Below are 23,163 nucleotides of genomic sequence, written 5' to 3'. Positions count from 1 at the left end.
CATCGTGAACCAACAAGCGGTAATCATAGAGTTAGAAAAGCTTCGCAATAGCATTGAGGAGCATAATTATCAGTATTACGTTCTCGACGCACCAACGATTACAGATTATGAGTATGATCAATTGATGAATCGTTTGCAAGAGATAGAAACACAGTATCCACAACTAATTACAGCGGATTCCCCCACTCAAAAGGTGGGAGGAGCTCCGCTTCTTCAGTTTGAGAAGGTAGATCATATCGTTCCGATGTATAGCCTTGGAAATGCGTTCAATGAAGCAGATCTTAAAGAATTTGATCGGAGAATTAAGAAGGACCTCGGAACCGACGATGTATCCTATGTGTGCGAATTGAAAATCGATGGGTTAGCGGTATCTCTCTACTACGAGAACGGTCAATTAATTCGTGGTGCTACCAGAGGAGACGGAACGACTGGTGAAGATATTACGGAGAATATCAAGCGCATAAGGTCTATTCCTTTACGGTTACGAAAAGCAGTAACACTAGAAGTGCGCGGGGAAGCCTACCTGTCGAAAAAAGAGTTCGCAAGAATTAATGCAGAGCGCGAAGAAAACGGTGATATGATATTTGCGAACCCGCGCAATGCTGCCGCAGGTTCGTTACGCCAACTCGATCCGAAAATTGTCGAGAAAAGAGCATTAGACGTATTCTTATACGGTTTAGGGTTTGTCGATGAACCAACCTTTGCAAGGGAACAAGTAGAGCTTCGAGAGCAAAAGGATATTTTCCCAGTATTTCAATTCTTAGGGCTTAGAATCAACCCTCAGCACAAAACAATTGATTCTATAGAAGATGTGATACAAATTGCACAGTATTGGCAGCAACACCGTCATGATCTACCGTATGACATTGATGGATTAGTGATTAAAGTCAATCAGTTCTCACAGCAAGAGCAGCTAGGATTTACTGCGAAGAGCCCGCGCTATGCGATTGCCTTTAAGTTTCCGGCTGAGCAAGGGTTTAGTATTATTGAAGATGTGATATTTAGTGTAGGGCGTACAGGGGTTGTAACCCCTACGGCGGTATTACAGCCAGTGGCGTTAGCTGGTACGGTTGTAAGTAGGGCGACGTTACATAATCAAGACCTAATTAAAGAAAAGGATATCCGCATTGGCGACCAAGTGATTGTCCAAAAAGCCGGCGATATCATCCCTGAAATCGTGAAAAGCCTTGCAGAAAAACGCACAGGTGAAGAAAAGGAAATAGAGTATCCGTCGGAATGCCCTGCATGTGATAGCGGCCTTGTAAAGTTGGAAGGTGAAGTGGCCATCCGTTGTATCAATCCTAGCTGCCCTGCATTACACCAAGAAGCAATTATTCACTTCGTGTCACGAGATGCGATGAATATTGAAGGCCTTGGCGAGAAAGTAGTCATTCAATTATTTGCAGCAGGGCTCATTGAAGATGCGGCAGATTTATACTTTTTACAGAAGGAACAACTACTACCCCTTGAGCGCATGGGCGAGAAATCCGTCGATAATTTATTGGCCGCCATCGAGAAGAGTAAGAACAATTCATTGGAGCGGCTACTTTTCGGACTTGGAATTCGCTTTATCGGAAGTAAGGCTAGTAAAATTCTTGCGAGTCACTTTAAGACCTTACAAGCATTACAACAAGCATCGGAAGAAGAGCTTACAGCAGTGTTTGAGATTGGTGATAAAATGGCGGAAAGTATCTTAGAGTACTTTAGGAACCCACAATTCTTAAAGGTCATTGATAAGCTGCAACAAGCAGGAGTAAATTTTGCATATAATGATAAGCGAGCATCATTTGCTAATGCTTTCGGTGATGAACAGAATACCGCTGATTCCATGTTCGCGGGTAAGACTGTCGTATTAACTGGAACGCTGGAGAAACTGTCAAGAACAGAGGCAACGGAGATGTTAGAACAGCTTGGAGCACAAGTGACTGGCAGTGTCAGCAAGAAAACGGATTTCGTAATCGCCGGGGAAAAAGCGGGGTCGAAATTAGACAAAGCGACCAGTCTGAACATACCGATTCTTACTGAAGCGGAGTTTTTAGATAAAATTAAGCATACTGAATAAATTTTGGGAAAAAATAAACGCACACCCTTTAGGAGGGATTCATGTGACGTATGTTTTTTCCTTTTTTACTGCTTTTTTAATTACATACGCCTTTGTTCCTATAACTAGGAAAATTGCGATTCGCTTAGGGATTGTCGATAAACCGAATGGACGGAAGATACATGCCGATCCGATTCCATTGCTCGGCGGGCTCGCAATCTTTTTAGGTTTAGGGGTTTCTGCGTTGCTCTTTATCCCGATGAACCAAAAAATTGTCACTCTGTTTCTTGCCGGTTCCCTTGTACTTATGGTAGGTATTATTGATGATTGGAATAAAGCCCATGGCAAGGATTTTCCTGCTTGGCCGAAACTGATTGTACAAGTCATTTCTGCCACAGTTTTATATTATGGTGGTATTCGAATTCTCGGCATACGAGGCTTCATGTTTGATGATCAAGTGACTTGGCAGTTTTTCTCTATTATTAGCTTTTTTTTAACGATTCTTTGGATTGTTGCAATCATGAATATGTTGAACTTTTTGGACGGAATGGATGGTTTAGCTGCGGGAATCTCGGCAATCTCTGCCATGACATTGTTCTTAATTGCACTCATACAAAAACAAGAAATCCTAGCATTACTTTCGATTGCTCTCTTAGGAACAACACTGGGATTTTTAAAGTATAATTTTCATCCAGCAAAAATTTTTATGGGGGATGCAGGGGCTCTGTTTTTAGGTTGCATTCTAGCGGGGGTTTCCATAGAAGGTGCTTTTAAAGGGGCAACTATACTGACATTATTTGTACCTCTATTCGTCTTTGGCGTTCCGATTTTTGATACTCTGTACGTTATGTTTCGAAGGTGGCGTGAAAACCGGCCGATTTATGTAGCAGATAAAGGGCATGTCCATCACCGTCTGATGAAACTAGGGCTTAGTCAGCCCCACATCGTAACGTTTATCTATGTAGTAGGCATCTGTTTTTCTTTGTTAAGTCTAGTCATTATCCTACTTATATACCGATAATTCTACTGATATCCGTAAAATGTTTCCGATTTTATTGGACGATTCGTAATATTGCAAATCTCTGAAGTTTTTTTAAAGCCAGATTAGCTTTTATAAGGAGGCACATATGAAAAAAGTTATCCTTTTACTTGTAGACTCACTATTGCCAGGGCCATTAGAGAAAGCGATGGAACGTGGCGAAGTGCCAAATATGTCTGCCATTGCAGAAACGGGAACTTTTATTAAACGAGGAGTCACATTATTGCCGACCATGTCGTGCGTTGTTGATTCGTCTATCATCACAGGTTGTTACCCCGATGAGCACCATGTGCCAGGCCTTATGTGGTATAACCCCAAAGAGAACCGTATTGTCGACTATGGAAGTAGCTTTGGCATTACCTGGCGTCTAGGGTTCAAGCAGGTCTTACAAGACGTAATTCATGACTTGCATAGCAAGCATTTAAGCAAGAAAGTAACGACAATTTATGAAGATTTAGAAAAGAGAGGGTTAACCACAGGTAACATAAATTTCGGCGTATATCGCGGCAAGTCAGAACACACAATGAAGATGCCGTTTCTATTAAACCTCATGACGAAATTTCAATTGAATAATAAAAAGGTAAAAGGCCCTAATATACTAACGGTGGGTAAGCTAGTCAAGGGAGAACTCAACAAACCATACGATATTAATGCACCATCATCAGTATTTAAGCGATATGGCTTAAATGACGAATATACGATTGAAGTATTTCAAGAAATCGTAAGACAGAAGCAACTGCCAGACTTCACGATGATGTACTTCCCGGATTTAGACCAAGCGGTACATAAAAAAGGGACGAAATTTGCCATTGATTCGATTCAGAAAATCGACAAGAAAATTGGGCAGCTGTTAGACGCTTTAGGCGGCCCAGAAAAGGCCATGGAAGAGACGATTTGGATTATTCTCAGCGATCATGGACAGACAGATGTGAAAGAGGGAATAGGGCAAATCCCGCTGCCAGAAATCCTTAGCGATTTAACAATCCATAACCTGCGCAAGCCCATTGATTCAGCTACGATGGATGTAGTGATTTGTAATAATGAGCGGTTGACCTACTTATATTTCTTCCGAATGAAAAAGGACAAAATCATGGAAGCTCTATTAGCAGATTCGCGCATTGACTTTGTTGCCCATCGTAACAACCAACAAATCACCGTAGAGAAAAGAGATCACGACTCTAATAAGAAGAAAGACTTAAAACTTGTGTATAGTGAAACAGGAGATTATACAGATCCGTATAATCAAACGTGGAACATCTCAGGAGATTATCAGGTATTAGACCTACATGTGAAAGATAATCGTATCGACTACGACGACTACCCTGATGCCCTCAAGAGATTACAAGCCGCGTTTTTCGGACAACGTACACAAGACGTACTTGTCGTAACAGCGAAGCCGGGCTATGAGTTCCAATCCCAAGGGAGCGCGAACCATAATGGTGGCGGTAGCCATGGATCTCTTCATCGCCAAGATTCTGAAATTCCGATTATTATTGGCGGAACGGATAAGAAGCCGAAATATCCACGGATTGTAGATTTAAAAAAGTTTATTCTAGATTTAATCCACTAAGTAAAAAAGCACTGTTTCCTAAGAAACAGTGCTTTACTGTGCAAATTTCAATTATGCAGGGTTTGGAGCGTCTACTGGGCAAACGTCGTTGCAAGCTCCGCAATCGATGCAAACATCAGCTTTGATCTCGTGGATTGATGCGCCTTCAGAAATAGCGTCTACAGGGCAGCTATCTACGCAAGCTCCGCAGTTAATGCAATCTTCACTAATTAAATATGCCATATGTAAGTTCCTCCTCAAATTTTTTCTCTAAAGTGTAGTAAACTTGTCTAAAATATAACGGATAAAAAAAGTCTTGTCAATCGCTAGCAATTTAGTCGAGATTCACAGACGGATTTTGGATGGTTACTATGATATCAGAGGTTACGGGGGATTATTCAAATCTTCACGAACATTGTGAAGAAAATTTCAAAAAAATTTTTCTAAAAAGTTATTATAATATCATTATTGATAATCATCGTCAACGACAAAATCTAATATTTGTCTTTAAAATCAGCTATATGATATAATAATTCAATGATTTTAAGTTTTCATACATATGAGCGTATCCTTTAGGAGGTGGAATCTTTGAGTATTACGATCAAAGAGGTAGAACACGTAGCAAATCTGGCAAGATTACAGCTTTCTGAGCAAGAGCAGGAGAAATTTACGGGGCAGTTGAATTCTATCTTACATTTAGCAGAGAAGATTAATGAGCTTTCTACTGACGATGTGGAACCAACAAGTCACGTACTAGATATAAAGAATGTTATGCGAAAAGATGAAGTAGTTCCTTCTTTACCTAGAGAAGAGGCACTTCGTAATGCGCCAAGTAACGAGGACGGACACTTTAAAGTACCGCCAATCATAGAGTAGTAGGAGGGACAAGCTTGTGTCAATTTTAGAAAATAGCATTAGTCAGATACATAGTTTACTTAAAAATAAAGAAATAAAGGTTTCAGAACTTGTGCAAGAATCATTTGGGCGCATCGAGGCAACAGATAATAAAGTACAGGCATTTCTAGCATTAAATCAAGAGAAAGCTCCGAAAAGAGCACAGCAAATAGAGCAAGAGATTACGGAACTAGAAGATGCGGAAGATCTTCCAATTCTGGCAGGTATCCCTGCAGGGATTAAAGATAATATCTGCACAATGGGGATGCCGACAACTTGTGGTAGTAGAATCTTAGAAGGATACATTCCGCCATATAGTGCAACGGTAATGAAACGTTTACATGCAGCAGGTGCAGTTCCTATGGGTAAGTTAAATATGGACGAGTTCGCAATGGGCAGCTCAACAGAGAATTCTGCTTACCAGATTACGAGAAATCCATGGAATCTCGATTATGTGCCGGGAGGTTCTAGCGGTGGTTCGGCGGCAAGCGTTGCTGCAGGACAGGTTGTATTCGCTTTAGGATCTGATACAGGTGGATCGATTCGTCAACCAGCAGCTTATTGTGGCGTAGTAGGGTTAAAGCCTACGTATGGACTTGTGTCACGCTTTGGACTCGTAGCTTATGCATCTTCTCTAGACCAAATCGGTCCTTTAACAAGAAACGTAGAGGATACCGCAGATGTACTACAAGCGATTGCAGGGTATGATGAGCAAGATTCTACTTCTGCTGATGTTACTGTGCCTAACTATAGAGACGCATTAACAGGTGATATTAAGGGACTAAAGATCGCTGTTGCTAAAGAATACATGGGGGAAGGAATTGACCCTCAGGTACGCGCAGTAATTCAGAAGGCAATTGACCAATTAGCAGCCCTTGGTGCGGAAATTGAAGAAGTGTCCCTTCCGCATACAGAGTACGCCCTAGCAAGCTATTATCTGATAGCTCCTGCAGAGGCGTCTTCTAATCTAGCTCGTTATGATGGTGTGAAATACGGAATTCGTGCTGATGGTGCGAAGGATTTACTAGATATGTATAAGAAAACCCGTAGCCAAGGCTTCGGTGAAGAGGTAAAGCGTAGAATCATGGTAGGTACATATGCCTTAAGCTCTGGTTACTACGATGCGTACTATTTAAAAGCACAGAAAGTAAGAACATTAATTAAGCAAGACTTCGATAAAGTATTTGAGAAGTATGACCTAATTGTCGGACCAACGGCACCAACGACAGCATTTAAAATTGGTGAGAAAACGGCGGATCCACTGACAATGTACTTAAATGATATTTGCACGATTCCAATTAACCTAGCAGGCTTACCTGCGATTAGCATTCCATGTGGGTTTGTTGACGGTCTACCAGTCGGATTACAATTGATTGGTAAAGCGTTTGCTGAATCTACGATATTACAAGCGTCTTATGCTTATGAGCAAGCAACACAGTTCTATAAGCAAAGACCAGTTCTTTAGGAGGTGGAGAAATTGAACTTTGAAACAGTCATAGGATTAGAAGTCCACGTAGAAATGCACACCAATACGAAAATCTTTTGCGGTTGTTCAACAGCCTTCGGTGCTCCACCGAATTCACATACTTGCCCAGTTTGTTTGGGACAACCAGGGGTTCTGCCGGTGCTTAATGAACAAGCAGTGACATATGCAATCAAAGCATCTTTGGCGCTAAATTGCAGAATCAACCAGCAGAGTAAGTTTGACCGTAAGAACTATTTCTATCCAGATCTTCCAAAGGCGTATCAGATTTCGCAATACGATAAGCCAATCGGCGAGCATGGATATATTGATATTGATCTGCCAAACGGCGAGAAAAAGCGCATTGGAATTACCCGTGTTCACTTAGAAGAAGACGCAGGTAAACTAATCCACTCGGCCGATGGTAGTAGCTCTTTAGTAGACTATAACCGTGTAGGAACACCGTTGATTGAAATCGTATCAGAGCCTGATCTTCGTTCTCCAGAAGAAGCACGATTATACTTGGAGAAGCTAAAGGCAATTATCCAGTATACAGATGTATCAGACGTGAAGATGGAAGAGGGCAGTCTTCGTTGCGATGCGAATATCAGCTTGCGCCCTATAGGCCAACAGGAACTCGGTACAAAAGCTGAGCTGAAGAACATGAATAGCTTTAAAGGTGTTCAGAAGGGCCTTGAGTATGAAGAGAAACGCCAAGCGCAGGTTCTGCGTGAAGGTGAGAAGGTCATTCAAGAGACTCGCCGCTGGGATGATGCAGCAGGCAAAACCATCTCGATGAGAAGCAAAGAGCAAGCCCATGACTATCGCTATTTCCCTGAACCAGACCTAGTAAAACTAGAAATCGATGATGAGTGGATTGCGCAGATTCAAGCAACAATCCCTGAGCTTCCAGATAAACGTAAGGAACGTTATATGGCGGAACATGGGCTATCTGCTTATGATGCAAGTGTTATCACTTCATCAAGAGAGCTGGCAGAGTTCTTCGAAAAGACGATGGAGCATTGTAAGGATGCCAAGAGTGCTGCCAACTGGCTGCAAGGTGACTTACTTGGCTATATGAACGCTAACAATATTGAATTTAAGAATCTTACCCTTGATCCAGCGAATCTAGGCAAGATGGTGAGCTTAATTGAAGCTGGTACGATCAGCACAAAGATAGCTAAGACAGTCTTCCAAGAAATTCTGGAAACAGGCAAAGATCCACAAACGATTGTAAAAGAAAAGGGCTTAGAGCAAATTAGCGACGAAGGTGCAATCCTTGCTATCGTAAAAAAAGCAATCGAGTCTAGTCCACAATCGGTAGAAGATTTCAAGAATGGTAAAGAGCGTGCTGTTGGATTCTTCGTAGGGCAAGTCATGAAAGAGACCAAAGGAAAAGCAAACCCTCAATTAGTCAATGAACTGATCATAACAGAATTGAAGAAGCTATAGTTTTGCAAAATAGTTATGTAAAATAGCTATGTAGATAGAGAGCAGGTGACTGCTCTCTTATTTTTTGCTTGTATTTTTTTTTTCGCGTTTTTCTGTACACGATTAAATTAAATTTTCCTTAATTTTCATAAATGCTCATAATTAATGATATAATAGTAAATAATGTTATGGGCGGTGATGATTTTTGAATCCTATACATTGTCTGGGTATGTTGTTAATTGCATTTGGATTTCTTGGGGTGATTGGTAGCAGTATTGCCACGTTTTTTGGTGATTACAAGAATCCAGGGATTTACATAATTGTTGGTGCAGTAGGAGTTGTAGTAATTTTAGGTAGTCTACTCATTGAGAGAATGAAGGAACGACGAAAGGAAGGTACAGATGATTCTAGTCAATACTGAGACAATTCCAGGGAAGAAAATTGTTCGTACAATTGGTTATGTGAAGGGCAGTACGATTCAAGCGCGACACATTGGGCAGGATATCATTGCAGGCTTAAGAAACATTGTAGGTGGCGAAATTAAAGAGTATACTAATCTCATGGATGACGCTCGTAAACGTGCTGTGCAGCGTATGGTCGCAGAAGCTGAGGCCCGTGGTGCGAATGCTATTGTGAATCTGCGCTTTATGAACGCACAAATTGCGCAAGGGGCAGCAGAAATACTCGTCTATGGTACGGCGCTCGTTGTAGAAGATGAAGTTTAATCAAGTAACGGCTTTGTTCAAGGAATAATCCTTTGATAAAAGCCGTTTTTTAGTACCGAATTATCCTTGTCAAATGACTTGAATCCAAGTAATATGTTAAGAAGGTGCCAACAAGCTTCAAGGGGGAGATACTTTTGCAACCAGTTTACACGCCATTGAGTTTTTTAAAAAGGTTCCTCATGGTGCAAGAAAAAGAAGTTAGCAAATCGGAATTATATCAACTGCTCGAACCATATGATGATTATTTCCACTCTGTATATTATATGGGCGCTAGAGATTTAGTAGATGCTGTTTTACTAGAAAGCAGTACACCATTTATCATGGAACAAGATGTGATAAGACTGAAACAGTTTTCATTGCAGATGAATAATATTGCCTATGAATTTTTGCTGCAAATAGGGAAGCCGCAATCGCTAGATAAGATTATTAAACAGGTATCCAAAAAAACAAAGACACCAATCGCCCAAATAGAACGTCAATTACATATGGACGAGGATGTTCGTTTTGTTCAAATATATGATATGGATCGCTGGTTACTAGCAGAATGGGAAATTGCCAACGATGAAATTTATCAGTACCTAATTCAAGAACAGCGGTTAGAAACAAGCTCAAATTATATTTATCAAATCATGGCGTCGCAAATTCAGGAGAAGGGTCATCCGAAGAAGCTTTGGATTCCTGAGGTAGATCTACGATTTGAAGTGTTTGAGAATGGCAAGGTCGTCCTACATGAGCATGTAAATAATGAAAACAGTGAAAATAATAATGAGCATACTGATAACAATGAAGAAAATAATGAAGAAAATAATGAAAATGAAAATAGACAAGAAGATGTACTTAAACAAGAACTAGAGACTATAGTGAATTATGAGGGGGAACACAACATGAACCACAACAATGAAGTCAATGAAGTATTTGCCGAAGTAATTAAACAAGTAGCCGCAGGGGTAGAAATCCTGAAAGAGCGGAATGATAAGATGTCCAATGAAGTACTGGAATTTTTTCACGAGAACAACCTAGAGGAAATACATAAATTGATGGAGGAGAAAAAAGCGAACTTAGAATTTCAACAAGAATTAATTCAGTTAATCGAAAAATGGAAAAAATAATTAAGCAGGAAAAAGGCCTAGAAAACCGTTACCATAGACTGCGAAATGTTATAAAGAAATTAGAGCATCGCGAAGAACAATTTGAAACAGAAGTACTTGCTAAATTCGATACATTGGATTTACAAGGGATAGAGGACCTAGCGGTGGAGAAAATCCGCGTACAGACTCTACGAGAGCAACTGATGCGATTTCTAGAACGTTACGAACATAAGAAGTGGTAGAAATTTAACATTATTGTAACAATTATTGTGGTATTTGCCACTGAAATCCCAGTAAGTACCGTGGTAAAATGAGAATTATTGATACGAGTAAGGAGCGGTACCATGAACAGCCAGAATCCTACTAACAATCGCATAGGGTTTGCAGTTTCTCAATGTAAAGCCATACAGGGTTGTCCAAAGGCTGTAGTGGATACATCACTGGTGGCAGAATCAATCGCTAGGGTTGTAGAGGAAATGAAATTAGATGAAATCATTCGTCACAAGTTTGGAGAACGTATTGCGAATCATCACGTGTTTGATATCGTTTTCTCTGGTTGTCCGAATGGTTGCTCGAAACCGCAAATTAATGATTTAGCGATTATGGCTAGGTCAATTGTGGAAGTGAATTTAGATCAGTGTATATCTTGTATGCGTTGTTTGAATGTTTGCAAAGAGGATGCTATTGACTTTATCGATCAGAAAATTGTCATCAATCAAGACCATTGCGTTGGATGCGACGAGTGTGTTCGAGTATGTCCAACAAGTGCCATTGAGAATCTTGATACTGGATATCGTATTCTAGTCGGAGGTAAGCTTGGTCGCCACCCTCAGCTAGCAGTAGAAGCTGTGCCTTTTGTTAAGGGAGAAGAAGTAGAGGATATCGTAAGGCAGATTATTACCTACTTCAAAGAGTACTCGCTTAAGCACGAACGCTTTGGTGACTTAATTAAGAGAACGGGAATCGAAGCGTTGCAAGAGTATCTAAGTGTCCGATAGGGCACTTTTTTTGTCTTTCGTTTCTTTCGTTTTCATTCTTAAGGAAGATTCGATATAATGTATCAAAGAAAACTATCACAGGAAAACTATCACAGCAAAGGTTTGCGCTTGTGATGGATTGGAGAACGAAATGAATAAGAGGAACCAAGTAATTCCCGTTGCTAAGAATCAAATCATTGAAATTACTATCCATGCCCTTGGACATGAAGGTCAGGGGATTGGCAAATATAATGATTTTACCGTGTTTGTTCCTGAGGCGCTCCCTGGGGAAACAGTGGAAGCAAAGATTATTTTCGTGAAGAAGACGTTTGCCGTTGCGAAGCTGATGGATATCATCTCAACCAGTGAAGGAAATAGGGTAACGCCTGCTTGTACGATTGCGAAGCGTTGTGGTGGGTGTCAGTTACAGCATATGGACTACCAGGCGCAACTTGCATTCAAACGTCAGATTGTAATCGATAACCTGCAAAGGATTGGTAAGTTAACCGATGTGACGGTGCATCCGACGATTGGCATGGACAACCCATGGAATTATCGTAACAAGGCGCAAGTTCCGATTGGAGCGGCAATCGATAATGAAGCAGGACTTGTCAGTGGATTCTATGCAATTCGAAGTCATGAGATTATTCCAATGGACGCATGCAATATTCAGCATTCCTATAATGATGAATTGGTCGTAGAAGTACGAAAGCTTGCCGAAAAGCATGGGATTACAGCGTATGACGAATCTACACACAAAGGCTTATTGCGTCATGTGGTCATTCGCACGGCATTTAAGACAGATGAAGTGATGATTGTCCTCGTAATCAACGGCAAGTCACTGCCAAATCAAGGGCAATTGGTACAAGAGATTGCGAGCTTGTCGCAGAACATTAAGAGTATCTGCTTGAATGTGAATAAAGAGAAGACCAATGTCATATTTGGTGATGAAACTAGAGTGTTATACGGGGAAGATAAGATTTTTGATTACATAGGAGATATTCGATTCGGTATATCAGCCAGATCTTTCTATCAAGTGAATCCTGTGCAAACAGAAGTTTTGTACGCAAAGGCACTAGAGTATGCTGAATTGACGGGTGAGGAAACGGTTATCGATGCGTATTGTGGTATTGGGACGATAACGTTATTTCTAGCGAAAAAGGCAAAGATGGTTTATGGTGTAGAGATTGTTCCCGAAGCGATAGAGGATGCGCGGTACAATGCTGAGATTAACGGGGTTGATAATGTAGAGTTTGCCGTCGCTAAGGCAGAGGAATGGATTCCGCAGTTGTATAAGAAGTTAGGTAATAGTGATAGCAACGATACAGATAAAGATGAACGGGGTCACGAGTGTAACAGTTTACCAGAAGTAATTGTAGTCGACCCACCAAGAAAAGGCTGTGAGCAAGAGCTATTAGATACGATTATAGCAATGAAACCAGAAAGGGTTGTCTATGTATCCTGCAATCCGAGTACGCTAGCGAGGGATTTACAGATTCTAGTGCAAGGTGGGTATGAAGCGAAGGAAGTCCAGCCAGTTGATATGTTCCCGCATACTAGTCATGTTGAGTGTTGCTCACTGTTGGTGCGGAAGGACAACTAAATCGGAGATGTATTGGCGAAATAGCAAAGAGGGGCTGCGAACCCCTCTTTTTCTCTTTATAATTCTTTTGGAACTATGCTTTTTGATCAACTCTATTTTCGTACTTACTTACAATAAGTTTGTTTTTTCTTAGTAAGTCGTTCAGGCTTTTCGCTTGCTGATTGTATGCGTCAAAAGCTTGAATCTTAATTTGGGTAGCAGGAATATTAATAATTTCTTGATCGATTGTACCTATTTTATTGCTTTGAGTTGAATTCTTTTGTTGCAGATTTTTTATGTGTTCTTCAAGAAACTTTCTTTTAACTTTTTCGGTTTCAATTTTTTCAACTATATATTCTTGAGTAAGTTGCTCTGTTTTAATTTGTTCGTTCCTTACTTTTTGCTCTTGGGTTGCGTCATAAATAGTTTTTCCCACTTGAGCCACATTAGGTAATACATCAAAGAAAGAAGGGCTGTTATGTCCGAAGCTCTTAAAGTCGAGTTCAGGTAACGTTTCTTTTCTTTTTTTCAAATGGTCGGAGCAGAGAATTTTAACTTTATTTTCTTCCTCTAAATAAACTCCAATTAATGGCTTCTGAATTTTATTAAAAGCTTCAAAAAAACTATTAAAGTATAAAGGAAACTTTTCTAACGAAGTGACATTGTCATTTTTATTTTTATCCAAAATAGTAATGTAATCATCTATGTCATGTTCGTATTTAAGGTATTCGTTAAATTCACTTTCCAATTCCTTCTTTTGATTCGAAATATTATTCTTTAATGTTCCAGTAGCAGTCTTTGGTAAATTTCTAATTGCCGCAGATGTTAATTCGTCAAGAGCATCAGTAAAAGAATCACCTATTAATTTGGAGGCTCGAAATAGTATACTGGTAGAGATATTACGTGTAAGTATTGCATTCAATCTCTTATACAATCTAATCAGTATTGATATTTTTAATATCGTCTTATTAGGGTATAAAGTTATAGGATATCCAATTGATTGAAACGCAAAAAACTGATTATCTTTTGTCAAATCAACATACTCAAAGTTGAAGTATTTTCTTTTAATAGGATTATTTAAAATTAAAAGGTTTCTAGGCGATATTCCATGTTGTAACTCTTTCGAGATAGTTCTTAACAGGTCTAATTTATAGTATTCGTTTCCGAAATTATTAATAAAGTTAGAAAGTTCCCAAGGGTCGAATACTTCATTAACTGTTCTAGTTAATGTTAATCCATATCTCCCATGCTCCATAAAAGTTTGCCCCCTTTAAAGCAGTCTTAACTTATTTATACTATTATTCTGAATTTCTCCATAATTAATACTGATAAGAGAAAGGTTATCAACTCTAGTTTAGTTTTATGCAGGGCTGAGCAAGCTTGTTCAGCATCAGACATTGATTCGAAATATAAATAGTAATCATCTACGAATCTAAACCCCTTACTTGCCTTACACATTGTTGAAAAAAGGAAATTAATTTCTGAGCCTATGATTGCTGATACTATTAAAAAGGTATCAGGGTCGATTGGAATTCCTATTGTTTGCCCATCTTTGGCAATTACGCATACATTCGTCTAACAGATTACCGTAGTGCGAATTTTGCCTATTTCTTTTAGCAAAAGGCCTTTGTATGAACCGCCAAGGGTATACTATGGGTGTAGATTGTCGAGTAATAACGAGATATATCAGTTCTAAGTAATACCCTGCTACTAGACGAGCGAAGAATTCTTTCAAAAACCACGTCTTCAAAACCTCTATTTGGTGTGACTGCACGTGTAGTCGAAACAACAGGAGTGCTTATTGATATTTGTGATTTGGCATAATGTGTCTGTATGTTTGTTCAATTAGCCTCGATTGCTTCACATAGTTTTATGTGGTGTAATGGAATAAGGAATAGATAGATGACGTCTTTGGAGCTTAAGTCTAGGTATGTCATAAGAAATATATCTGCTTCTTTTAACTCTACAATTGCTTGTAGGCTGTAGCATCGGTAATTTTGGCTGTAAATTAGTTGAAAAAGGGGTGGTAACTCCTGAGGGAAGTAACCCCTTTCAATAAGATCAACAGTTGTAGTCATTTTATCACCTTTTTCTAAAAATAACTGTTCACATTATTATTGATAACTAATGTTACAAAATAATACAATTCTGTGTCTTCCGATTGATATAGAGCAAATGTCATTCCAATAACAATGTACTCCCTGTCATCTCCTCACATGTTCCACCCATGCTAGGATTGCCCAAGAAGGTGAGTGATGATTGGCTGCAGTTTACTGATGAGTGCTGTGTCGCTTGTTAGAATAGATAAAAGATAAGTTTTTACGATAACGTAAAGTAGCACATTACCTATATGTAAGTAAAGGTAGAATAAAAAACAATTGATTAGATAACTATGTAATTTGTTGGCTGTATAGTTACTATAAGATTGGTTTCTTCGTTTGGCAGGAGTGTTTAGTGTTGATAGTACTTTTGTTTAAAATACACACAAAATGCAAAGAGGCTATTTAAATCCACTTTGTAAAGTAAGTCTAAAATCTATTTTTTTGAAAAAGAATTTAAAGTTGACCAATATAAGCTTTCGATTAGAATCTGCTTGTCTTCATTCTGAACAGGAATCTCGTGTAGTCTGCCGAAAAACTCTAATAGAGAATATGTGTTCTCTGACGAGACTTGTGTATATTTATCGATATATGTACTAAAAGCCTTTTTCCCGATTATATCAATCAGTGATTGTTGAATTTTATAAGCTAAAAAAGGATTTATTTTCTCATTTTTAACTGAAATAATGACTTCTATCGCTCTTTCTACATGCTCGGGTAAATGTTTTAGCTCAAGTATTTTTTTAATGACTGGCTCTATACTATTACCTAAGTGGCGAATTTTAATTGTTCTATCAAGAATAATACTGACTCTAGTACCGTCTACATTTTGGATATTACAAGTTGGTAGAAGTTCTACAGAATGCGATTTAGATTCTGAGTTAATAACTGAAAACCCATATGATAACTTACCGATGCCATCTATATCAAATATTTTATCTGATTCAAAACTTAATTTCATGCTTGAATGCATTACTTTCTGTGAGGTAAGTTTGAAATTAAACTTTAATGTATCTAGTGCCCAAACAGTGCAATACATTAGTATGTGATTATCTATTTGTTGATATCGCTGGGAAGCAAAACATCTAGCTATGGGTTGCCCTTTTTCAATAACTGTTCTAAGTAGCACATCTGTGTCCGCTAATTTTCCTTTAAACCAATATTTAAAGTTATAATTTAACAAATCGAAATTCTCATCAGATTCCATAAGAAAAGAAGAGTAGTTCCCCATGTGTATTCGTTCGAATAATTGGAATAATGCCTCTGTCGTTGTAATGAATGTTGTTTCTTCTTCATCTATACCGATAATTAACTGAGATTGTCCATCGGCATCTTTTTGGATACCCAACAGTGTTAGTTGGCCGTACTTAATTGCATAATCATATTTTGTCCAAGTTGTTTTTGGAATAAGTTTTTGAAACGGCTCCCTTAATCCTTCTACTAAAATATCTTCATTACTAGCTGCATATTCTTCACCGTTAACCGTTTCGAATACTATTTTATCTATTTCGCTAACTCTGTCTAATAGTTGAATTAACTCTTTCTTTTTAACATAATTCATAATCTTCTCTCCTCAAATGTAGAATATTTAAATATTTAATATTTCCATCCAATCCAAGTAAAGAACAATTTCATATTAGTAACAACTAATTTTATTGTATTCTTCGACAATGGCTTTAAAAACCCTTTGTCGATGTTTGTAATAATTCGTCGAATAAGGAAATTTATTGAAAAAATATATAATTTAATATATCGTTGTATAATCCTATCCTATGATACCAACAGCTTTGATGCTGGAACCTCCTAATATTTGATTAAGGACTGGTGATATTATCGATTTAAAACTATTAGAAATAGTCAAAGGGGACAGAATGAATAGGATGGAACAATAGTTTAATGGCTCAAAAAATAACGAAAGAATTATGAGCAAGAATGTGAGAAGTTATTAAGCTTTACTACACACAGCACACATGTTGAGTGTGTTGCCTTGATGTCAAGGGTAGAGAAATAGGGCTATACAAAACACTGATAAATAAAGGGTTTTCGAGATTGGGAAACATTCTGCCGGTCGCGCGGTGGGTGCTCTTAGCCTTGGAAATCCTTGTTTTTATTAATTGGAGAAACATATCGACTGAAGGAGTGGTTGTAGGGTGCGGAGATAGGATGGATGTAATAAATAACAAATGTCCTAACCATATGGGTTCGATATGATAGATGGAATTGAAATAATAATTATTTAATATAAACAATATCTATCAGTGCTTATTATTATCTATTACCATCTATTTATATTTAATAATGCGCTTTTATATTAAAAGATTTATATTCATAGACTTTTATGTTATAATAGTTTGTTAATAATTATCACCAGTTTGATGTCCGAGGTGAATGAAATGAATGAGATGAATGAAAAATGGTCAAACCTTGAGGAAATTTCAGAATATTTAGGGGTTACAAAAGATACAATCCGAAATTGGATAAAAAAAACTGATATCCCTGCTCATAAAATTGGTCGGCAGTGGAAGTTTAAACTTTCAGAAGTTGATGAATGGATTAAGAGTGGAAAAAGCGCGATAGAATAAGTTTTGGAAGGAAGAGCTTTATGGCAGAAATACGTTTACACAACGGTGATTGTATCGAAACGATGAAGCAACTAGACGATGCATCAGTTGATTTGATAATAACCGATCCCCCATATAATTTAGGGAATTTTATGAAAAATAGAGATACTAATCTTGTGAAAATGAGAGAAAATTTTTTTGGAGCAGCTGGTTGGGATGACCTTGATTTTGATGATTGGCAAAAATCAATGGACAACCTTTTTATGGAGTCTGCTAGGGTATTAAAAAAAGGTGGTTCCATGATCGTTTTCATGGCAATTATTAAAGTTGAAACGTTGATTAGGCTTGCAGAAAAAAGTGGATTTTATTATAAGACTACAGGTATTTGGCATAAGTTAAATCCAATGCCACGAAATATGAACCTCCATTTTGTCAATTCAACTGAAGTATGGTTATACTTCACATATAGGACACGTACAGGTACATTTAATAACGAGGGGCGTTTAATACATGATTTTATAGAAACCTCAATTACACCAAATGGGGAGAAAAAATATGGTAAGCACCCTACTCAAAAGCCGGAACAATTAATGGAACATTTTGTGGAAATTTTATCTGTTGAGGGTGATACTGTCTTAGACCCATTTATGGGAAGCGGCACAACTGGAGTAGCTGCGAAAAGACATAATAGAAACTTTATAGGAATTGAGTTAGATAAAGATTATTTTAATGCAGCATCTAAGCGTATTGAGGCGGTGCCAAATGAAGCCTAAAGTAATCGATTTATTTGCTGGTGTTGGAGGAATGTCTTTGGGATTTGAACAGATGGGATTTGATGTAGTATTTGCGAATGAGTATGATTTCTCAATAGCAGATGCTTATAAAATAAACCATCCTAATACGGATATGCTAGTGGCCGATATAACAACTGTAGATTTTGAAAAAACATTTTCAAGGTATTTAGGGGAAATAGATGTCATTATCGGAGGGCCACCATGTCAAGGGTTTTCTCAAAAGGGTCAGAGAAAAACAATTCAAGATGAACGTAATTTCCTTTTTAAATCTTTTGTGAGAGTTGTTGAGAAAGTACGTCCAAAGTACTTTGTAATGGAAAATGTCCCTAATTTACTTACTGCTGAACGCGGTTATTTTAAGAATGAACTAGAGCAAATCTTTAATGACATGGGTTACGAATTAAACATGGGAATGTTGAATGCTTCAGATTATGGAGTGCCACAAAATAGAAAACGTGCGATAATTATTGGTAAGCAAGGAGATGTTGCTCCTTCACTTCCAAAACCACAAGAAGGTAAAGTAACAATATGGGATGCAATAAGTGATTTAGCTTACTTGAATTCTGGTGAGGGATCTGAAAAACAAGAATACAGAAACCCGCCACAAAGTTCTTATCAAGAAACTTTGAGAAAAGAATCAACTATTTTATATAATCACGTTGCAACTAATCATTCTGCTTTAGCTTTAGAAAGGTTGTCATTGATTCCACCAAATAGTGGCAAGGAAGTTCTTCCAGAAGAGCACTTAACAAAATCTATTTATAGTGGTACTTGGACCCGTATGAAAAAAAATGAAATATCTGTTACCATTACGACACGGTTTGATACTCCATCATCAGGAAAGTTTACACATCCTTTTTTGAATCGTGCAATTACTGTTCGTGAAGCGGCTCGCATACAGTCTTTCCCAGACTCTTTTCGCTTTGTTGGTACTAAAGGATCTCAAATGAAGCAGGTAGGAAATGCTGTTCCACCTTCATTGGCTAAAGCCATTGCTCGGGTAATTATGAAGGATATAGAAGTCTATAAGGAGGATACTACATATGCAAAGGCCAGGAAACATGTTAATTTATAAAGATATAGATTTAAAACTTGGCATTAAGTCGTCTTTGCCCAATGTTAAAGCGACACTTGCCCTTTTTATTTTGATTTGGAAGAGTGAAGGACGTCCGGCAGAAGTAAAGTATTCGGTTCAAGATGGTGAGTCAATTCGTATTTCGGATGAACTCATGAATAAGCTTGTTGCATACTCTTCGCCAGTGTATAGTGCTCATGGCGTTTCGGATGATCAATTTCGCCAAACAGTGAATAACAATCAACTATTAAAATCGCAAATGGAAGCTCTAATTGTAGCGTTTGAACTGTATTGGAAATTGGGGGAAATTGTTTTTCAGGATAATACTAAGCCTGTTAGTTCTGAGAGAACAGGCGGTGTGAGATATCCAAAAGAGATACATTTTACTTTGAATATGGATATTATTGATGTCGCTATGGCTGTGACAGAGGAGAAGTATAAGGAAGTTTTGCTTAATTGGTTAGGATTGAATGTTGCCACAAGTGAACGTGAAGATAAATTACTTAAGTCCGTATTAACGGCTATGTCAGAAACAGCAGTATTTAAACTTGATGATAGCGGTCAAGATGTAATTTTTAATCAAGATAGCATCTATCGTAAACTTTTAACTACCACCGCACCAGTAGACATTAATGGTGATAAAGAAGCCAAGGGTTCATTACGAGTTCTGAAAACCTCGCTAAGTGATGGAACTAATCCATATTTGAATTATTCGCGTGGAACAGTTACTTATTCAAACGATCCAGATCTAAGACTTGCCGATTATCAAAAACGTGTTTCTACATTCCTGTCTCTAAGTACTACAAAAATTGTAGGAATTGACGAGTATGAAGAAGTACAGGGTAGAGCAGATACGGTACATGAATCCAATGGCAACTATCTTACTAATCCTTCTAGTGCCGAATCCATAAAATTTAAAACAGGATATCAAACTGATAAATTCCACCATAATAGAATTATCTTTGGTGCTCCCGGAACAGGCAAAAGTTATACTTTAAATCGAGATAAGGATATCTTGTTTGAAAATGGTGGCGAGTACGAACGTGTGACTTTCCATCCCGACTATTCGTATGCTAACTTTGTGGGAACTTACAAGCCTACGATGGTGGTGGATGCAGTAGAGAATCTGATTGGAAGCGAAGATGAGAGGGATGTTTTAACAGTTCTATTGGATGATAAAACGGCTCAAGAAAAATATAATTTGCTATATGACAAATTTAAAGATGGCGATTTAACTCGCTTACCACTTTTGCTAGGGCTATATAATGATGACAAGTTTAAAACTAAGAAAAAAGATGGCTCTGATGCTAGTGGTGATAATAGCGTTGAACGAAATCATGGTCGTGCGATTAGGCCATATGTAAATCTGATTTCAAATAATAGGCCTGCTAGTGAAATTGCATATGAATACGTTCCTGGCCCATTTATGAGGACGTATGTTAAAGCACTTAAAAATGCTAAGTCAGAAAATCCTAAGCCATATTTATTAATTGTTGAAGAAATCAACAGATCGAATGTTGCAGCTGTATTTGGTGATATATTCCAGTTATTAGACCGTGATGAGGATAATGTCAGTGAATATGCTATTCAGACATCTGAGGACATTAAAAAATATCTTGCTAAAGAATTAGGTGGAAAGCCACAAGAGTATTCTGAAATCAAAATCCCAGATAATATGTTTATCTGGGCAACTATGAATAGTGCTGACCAAGGCGTATTCCCGATGGATACTGCATTCAAACGTAGATGGGACTTCACTTATTTAGGTATTGATGATAGCGAAGAAAAAATAGCAGGTAAAACTGTTGAACTTGGTAAAGGTGTAAACAAGAGAATCGTTGAGTGGAATGAATTGCGTAAAGCAATAAATACTGAACTTCTTTCATATAAGTTGAATGAGGATAAGTTGCTTGGCCCTTATTTCCTGTCAAAGAAAATCGTTCCTGAAACTGAGCCTATTGACCCACAAAAGTTTATTGCCACATTTAAGAGCAAAGTTATCATGTATCTATTTGATGACGCAGCAAAGCAAAAACGCCAGACTCTTTTTGATGGTTGTAATGATAAGACGAAATACTCTTCTATTTGTAAAGAGTTTGAGGATAAGGGTATATTTATCTTTGCCAAAAATATCAGTAATAAATTTCCTGCTCCTGCTCCTGCAATTAACATTACGGAGGACGGTGCGGAATGATATCGAAGTTTGTCCGAGAACAGAAAAGATACAATCAAGCTGAATTACAGGGCATCTTTCAATGTTCGGAAGAAAAAACGGTAGGTATTATTAAGCGCTTGAAAGAGTTTGGTGTTCTAAAGGCTGTTAAAGCAACGGATTCTCAAAAAAATATGTCAGATCTTATGGACGAAGATATTGAAGTTGCAGATGTAGAGATTGGTGAGAACGAATACCTTTATGTGTTTACTTTCGTTGGTGTAATAACTGTTTGGGGTTGTGTATTAAAATGCTATCCTAAATATATCTTATCTAATAATGAGCCTTTAACAGAGTTAAAAATAATAATAAAGGTTCTTGAAAAGTATAATGCCAAAGAGCAAATCATTCGTATGTATAATGATAATAGTGAAAGCAGTGCTTTCAACTTACTTGCTGTTATGATTTTCTTGCTACATGACTATTACGAAAATGGTGCATATACGAATATAAAAAATATAATTGAAACTAATGGTTCTGGTGAAATACTGTGGGACAAGACGATAAATGAGACTTTTACTTATCTCTGTAACAATCGACCATATTACACAGAACTGTTTACACAAAAATGTATTAATGATGATTTTGATTACTTTAAAAGGCTTCATGAATCAATTGTAAGTATTTGCTCTAGAGAACTACAAGATGCAGATTTGCTGGATTTGTTTGATATCCTACCAGTTGGAATGTCTGATGAAGAACTAGATGACTTTGGAGAAACAAACTATATACTTTACCGCATACAAAATGAATTGAATTTGCAGTTTAATACAAGAAAGCAGTTATTACTAAAGACGTTATATGCTTATGTTGCACATTGTAGCGTTCTTACAGAAATTGATTGTTTCACTATGTTTGGTACAAACAGTTTTAATCTAGTATGGGAAAAGGTGTGTGCGGAAGTACTAGACAATCAATTACAGACTCCACTCGGTTCACTGTCTATTTCTTTAACTGACGGATATAATCCTTATGACCTACTCATTTCATTAATAGAAAAGCCAAAGTGGAATGGTTATAAGCAAGATAGTTCTGAATTTCAAAAGACCGCTAGGGATACCCTCGTTCCAGACCTTGTGTCAATCCATAAGATGAATAACTCACATCAGTTCATTATATTTGATGCTAAGTATTATAATATTCAACTTGAGCATGGAAAAGAACTGCGTGGACAACCTGGAATTGGTGATATTACAAAGCAGTACCTATATCAGTTGGCATATAAAAAATTTGTTAATGATCATGGAATTCAAGATGTTAAAAATTGCTTTTTGATGCCAACCGAACAACATAGCATTATTAATAAAGGATACGTCAATATAGAAATGTTAGATGCTCTCGGTTTACAGAATATACAAATAAGACAGTTGCCCGCAGCATTGATATACTCGTACTATTTAGCAAGTGAAAAAATGGATATAGGTATACTTCATTTATAAAGTGGATTTGGGGAGTATGGCAGGAGAATTGCCATCCCAGTAGTGTAATGCACCCCAAAAGTTAGAGTAAAAACTGACTTTTGGGGTGTTTATTTATAGCTAAATTTATTGATTATTCTAACAACAAGCGTATGCGGCAAAAATTGGCAGGTATGAGTCCAGTAAAATGCCAAATTTACACCAGCCAATTAGCTA

The 23,163-nt window shown here is 37.8% G+C and carries 20 protein-coding genes; 17 read left to right on the top strand and 3 right to left on the bottom strand.

Features of this window, described 5'->3' with window-relative positions; genetic code table 11:
* Positions 1 to 4 precede the first annotated feature (4 nt).
* The 3 genes from ligA (at position 5) to BHU72_RS10100 (ending at position 4,650) form a co-directional block, all read left to right on the top strand.
* Positions 5 to 2,062: an NAD-dependent DNA ligase LigA gene (gene ligA, locus BHU72_RS10110; protein WP_069702513.1), complete on the top strand. Its 2,058-nt coding sequence runs from the start codon at positions 5 to 7 to the stop codon at positions 2,060 to 2,062.
* A 43-nt stretch (positions 2,063 to 2,105) separates the two neighbouring features.
* Positions 2,106 to 3,062: an MraY family glycosyltransferase gene (locus BHU72_RS10105; protein ID WP_141709301.1), complete on the top strand. Its 957-nt coding sequence runs from the start codon at positions 2,106 to 2,108 to the stop codon at positions 3,060 to 3,062.
* Positions 3,063 to 3,168: 106 nt separating this feature from the next.
* Positions 3,169 to 4,650 (top strand): alkaline phosphatase family protein, encoded by a 1,482-nt coding sequence (locus tag BHU72_RS10100; RefSeq protein ID WP_069702511.1) that lies wholly within the window; start codon positions 3,169 to 3,171, stop codon positions 4,648 to 4,650.
* 51 nt (positions 4,651 to 4,701) lie between these two features.
* Here BHU72_RS10100 and fdxA read toward each other — a convergent pair whose 3' ends face one another.
* The gene (gene fdxA / locus BHU72_RS10095; protein ID WP_069702510.1) at positions 4,702 to 4,872 is read right to left on the bottom strand and encodes a 4Fe-4S ferredoxin; all 171 of its coding nucleotides are present in this window, start codon (positions 4,870 to 4,872) and stop codon (positions 4,702 to 4,704) included.
* A gap of 345 nt (positions 4,873 to 5,217) precedes the next feature.
* Between fdxA and gatC the strand changes: the two genes are divergently transcribed.
* From gatC to rlmD, 9 genes are all read left to right on the top strand, one after another.
* Positions 5,218 to 5,505, top strand: coding sequence for an Asp-tRNA(Asn)/Glu-tRNA(Gln) amidotransferase subunit GatC (gene gatC / locus BHU72_RS10090; protein ID WP_069702509.1), 288 nt, complete (start codon positions 5,218 to 5,220; stop codon positions 5,503 to 5,505).
* 16 nt (positions 5,506 to 5,521) lie between these two features.
* Positions 5,522 to 6,988 carry an Asp-tRNA(Asn)/Glu-tRNA(Gln) amidotransferase subunit GatA gene (gene gatA / locus BHU72_RS10085; RefSeq protein WP_069702508.1) on the top strand — a complete coding sequence of 489 codons (1,467 nt, stop codon included), beginning with the start codon at positions 5,522 to 5,524 and terminating at the stop codon, positions 6,986 to 6,988.
* A gap of 3 nt (positions 6,989 to 6,991) precedes the next feature.
* The gene (gene gatB, locus BHU72_RS10080; RefSeq protein WP_436796456.1) at positions 6,992 to 8,437 is read left to right on the top strand and encodes an Asp-tRNA(Asn)/Glu-tRNA(Gln) amidotransferase subunit GatB; all 1,446 of its coding nucleotides are present in this window, start codon (positions 6,992 to 6,994) and stop codon (positions 8,435 to 8,437) included.
* Positions 8,438 to 8,621: 184 nt separating this feature from the next.
* Positions 8,622 to 8,837, top strand: coding sequence for a hypothetical protein (locus BHU72_RS10075; protein ID WP_069702507.1), 216 nt, complete (start codon positions 8,622 to 8,624; stop codon positions 8,835 to 8,837).
* Positions 8,818 to 9,141 carry a YbjQ family protein gene (locus tag BHU72_RS10070; RefSeq protein ID WP_069702506.1) on the top strand — a complete coding sequence of 108 codons (324 nt, stop codon included), beginning with the start codon at positions 8,818 to 8,820 and terminating at the stop codon, positions 9,139 to 9,141. Before BHU72_RS10075 ends, BHU72_RS10070 begins: the two co-directional genes overlap by 20 nt.
* Positions 9,142 to 9,275: 134 nt before the next feature.
* The gene (locus BHU72_RS10065) at positions 9,276 to 10,250 is read left to right on the top strand and encodes a hypothetical protein (protein ID WP_069702505.1); all 975 of its coding nucleotides are present in this window, start codon (positions 9,276 to 9,278) and stop codon (positions 10,248 to 10,250) included.
* A complete protein-coding gene (locus BHU72_RS10060; protein WP_069702504.1) occupies positions 10,238 to 10,471 on the top strand; it encodes a hypothetical protein in 234 nt (77 codons plus the stop codon). The genes BHU72_RS10065 and BHU72_RS10060 overlap by 13 nt, the downstream gene beginning before the upstream one ends.
* Positions 10,472 to 10,573: 102 nt before the next feature.
* Positions 10,574 to 11,227 (top strand): 4Fe-4S binding protein, encoded by a 654-nt coding sequence (locus BHU72_RS10055; RefSeq protein WP_069702503.1) that lies wholly within the window; start codon positions 10,574 to 10,576, stop codon positions 11,225 to 11,227.
* 130 nt (positions 11,228 to 11,357) lie between these two features.
* On the top strand, positions 11,358 to 12,809 hold the full coding sequence (rlmD, locus tag BHU72_RS10050; protein ID WP_069702502.1) for a 23S rRNA (uracil(1939)-C(5))-methyltransferase RlmD: 1,452 nt from the start codon (positions 11,358 to 11,360) through the stop codon (positions 12,807 to 12,809).
* 73 nt (positions 12,810 to 12,882) lie between these two features.
* On the opposite strand, the gene BHU72_RS10045 is transcribed toward rlmD, so the two are convergent.
* Both BHU72_RS10045 and BHU72_RS10035 read right to left on the bottom strand, forming a co-directional pair.
* Positions 12,883 to 14,043 (bottom strand): hypothetical protein, encoded by a 1,161-nt coding sequence (locus BHU72_RS10045; protein ID WP_069702501.1) that lies wholly within the window; start codon positions 14,041 to 14,043, stop codon positions 12,883 to 12,885.
* A 1,280-nt stretch (positions 14,044 to 15,323) separates the two neighbouring features.
* Entirely contained in the window at positions 15,324 to 16,448 is a 1,125-nt protein-coding gene (locus tag BHU72_RS10035; protein WP_069702499.1) for a hypothetical protein, read from the bottom strand.
* An 832-nt stretch (positions 16,449 to 17,280) separates the two neighbouring features.
* Between BHU72_RS10035 and BHU72_RS10030 the strand changes: the two genes are divergently transcribed.
* From BHU72_RS10030 to BHU72_RS10010, 5 genes are read left to right on the top strand one after another with little or no spacing between them, the layout of a single operon-like run.
* On the top strand, positions 17,281 to 17,469 hold the full coding sequence (locus tag BHU72_RS10030; protein ID WP_069702498.1) for a helix-turn-helix domain-containing protein: 189 nt from the start codon (positions 17,281 to 17,283) through the stop codon (positions 17,467 to 17,469).
* A 20-nt stretch (positions 17,470 to 17,489) separates the two neighbouring features.
* Positions 17,490 to 18,221, top strand: a complete 732-nt coding sequence (locus BHU72_RS10025) for a DNA-methyltransferase (protein ID WP_083248382.1) — start codon at positions 17,490 to 17,492, stop codon at positions 18,219 to 18,221.
* Complete coding sequence (locus BHU72_RS10020) at positions 18,211 to 19,317, top strand: DNA cytosine methyltransferase (RefSeq protein WP_069702497.1); 1,107 nt, start codon at positions 18,211 to 18,213, stop codon at positions 19,315 to 19,317. Before BHU72_RS10025 ends, BHU72_RS10020 begins: the two co-directional genes overlap by 11 nt.
* The gene (locus BHU72_RS10015; protein WP_069702496.1) at positions 19,286 to 21,511 is read left to right on the top strand and encodes a 5-methylcytosine-specific restriction endonuclease subunit McrB; all 2,226 of its coding nucleotides are present in this window, start codon (positions 19,286 to 19,288) and stop codon (positions 21,509 to 21,511) included. Before BHU72_RS10020 ends, BHU72_RS10015 begins: the two co-directional genes overlap by 32 nt.
* Entirely contained in the window at positions 21,508 to 22,968 is a 1,461-nt protein-coding gene (locus BHU72_RS10010) for an LlaJI family restriction endonuclease (RefSeq protein WP_069702495.1), read from the top strand. The genes BHU72_RS10015 and BHU72_RS10010 overlap by 4 nt, the downstream gene beginning before the upstream one ends.
* Positions 22,969 to 23,163: the final 195 nt, after the last annotated feature.

Origin of the sequence: Desulfuribacillus stibiiarsenatis, from assembly GCF_001742305.1 — a bacterium.
GTDB classification, from domain to species: Bacteria; Bacillota; Bacilli; order Desulfuribacillales; family Desulfuribacillaceae; genus Desulfuribacillus_A; species Desulfuribacillus_A stibiiarsenatis.
The sequence above is the reverse complement of the archived record's forward strand: the minus strand, read 5'-3'. Positions and strand labels throughout refer to the sequence as shown.

Coding starts and splice junctions, on each gene's coding strand:
- BHU72_RS10060 (WP_069702504.1), top strand. CDS start 10,238: ATGGAAAAAATAATTAAGCAGGAAAAAGGCCTAGAAAACCGTTACCAT.
- BHU72_RS10030 (WP_069702498.1), top strand. CDS start 17,281: ATGAATGAGATGAATGAAAAATGGTCAAACCTTGAGGAAATTTCAGAA.
- BHU72_RS10015 (WP_069702496.1), top strand. CDS start 19,286: ATGCAAAGGCCAGGAAACATGTTAATTTATAAAGATATAGATTTAAAA.
- BHU72_RS10070 (WP_069702506.1), top strand. CDS start 8,818: ATGATTCTAGTCAATACTGAGACAATTCCAGGGAAGAAAATTGTTCGT.
- BHU72_RS10035 (WP_069702499.1), bottom strand. CDS start 16,448: ATGAATTATGTTAAAAAGAAAGAGTTAATTCAACTATTAGACAGAGTT.
- BHU72_RS10020 (WP_069702497.1), top strand. CDS start 18,211: ATGAAGCCTAAAGTAATCGATTTATTTGCTGGTGTTGGAGGAATGTCT.
- BHU72_RS10025 (WP_083248382.1), top strand. CDS start 17,490: ATGGCAGAAATACGTTTACACAACGGTGATTGTATCGAAACGATGAAG.
- BHU72_RS10100 (WP_069702511.1), top strand. CDS start 3,169: ATGAAAAAAGTTATCCTTTTACTTGTAGACTCACTATTGCCAGGGCCA.
- BHU72_RS10045 (WP_069702501.1), bottom strand. CDS start 14,043: ATGGAGCATGGGAGATATGGATTAACATTAACTAGAACAGTTAATGAA.
- BHU72_RS10010 (WP_069702495.1), top strand. CDS start 21,508: ATGATATCGAAGTTTGTCCGAGAACAGAAAAGATACAATCAAGCTGAA.
- BHU72_RS10055 (WP_069702503.1), top strand. CDS start 10,574: ATGAACAGCCAGAATCCTACTAACAATCGCATAGGGTTTGCAGTTTCT.
- rlmD (WP_069702502.1), top strand. CDS start 11,358: ATGAATAAGAGGAACCAAGTAATTCCCGTTGCTAAGAATCAAATCATT.
- fdxA (WP_069702510.1), bottom strand. CDS start 4,872: ATGGCATATTTAATTAGTGAAGATTGCATTAACTGCGGAGCTTGCGTA.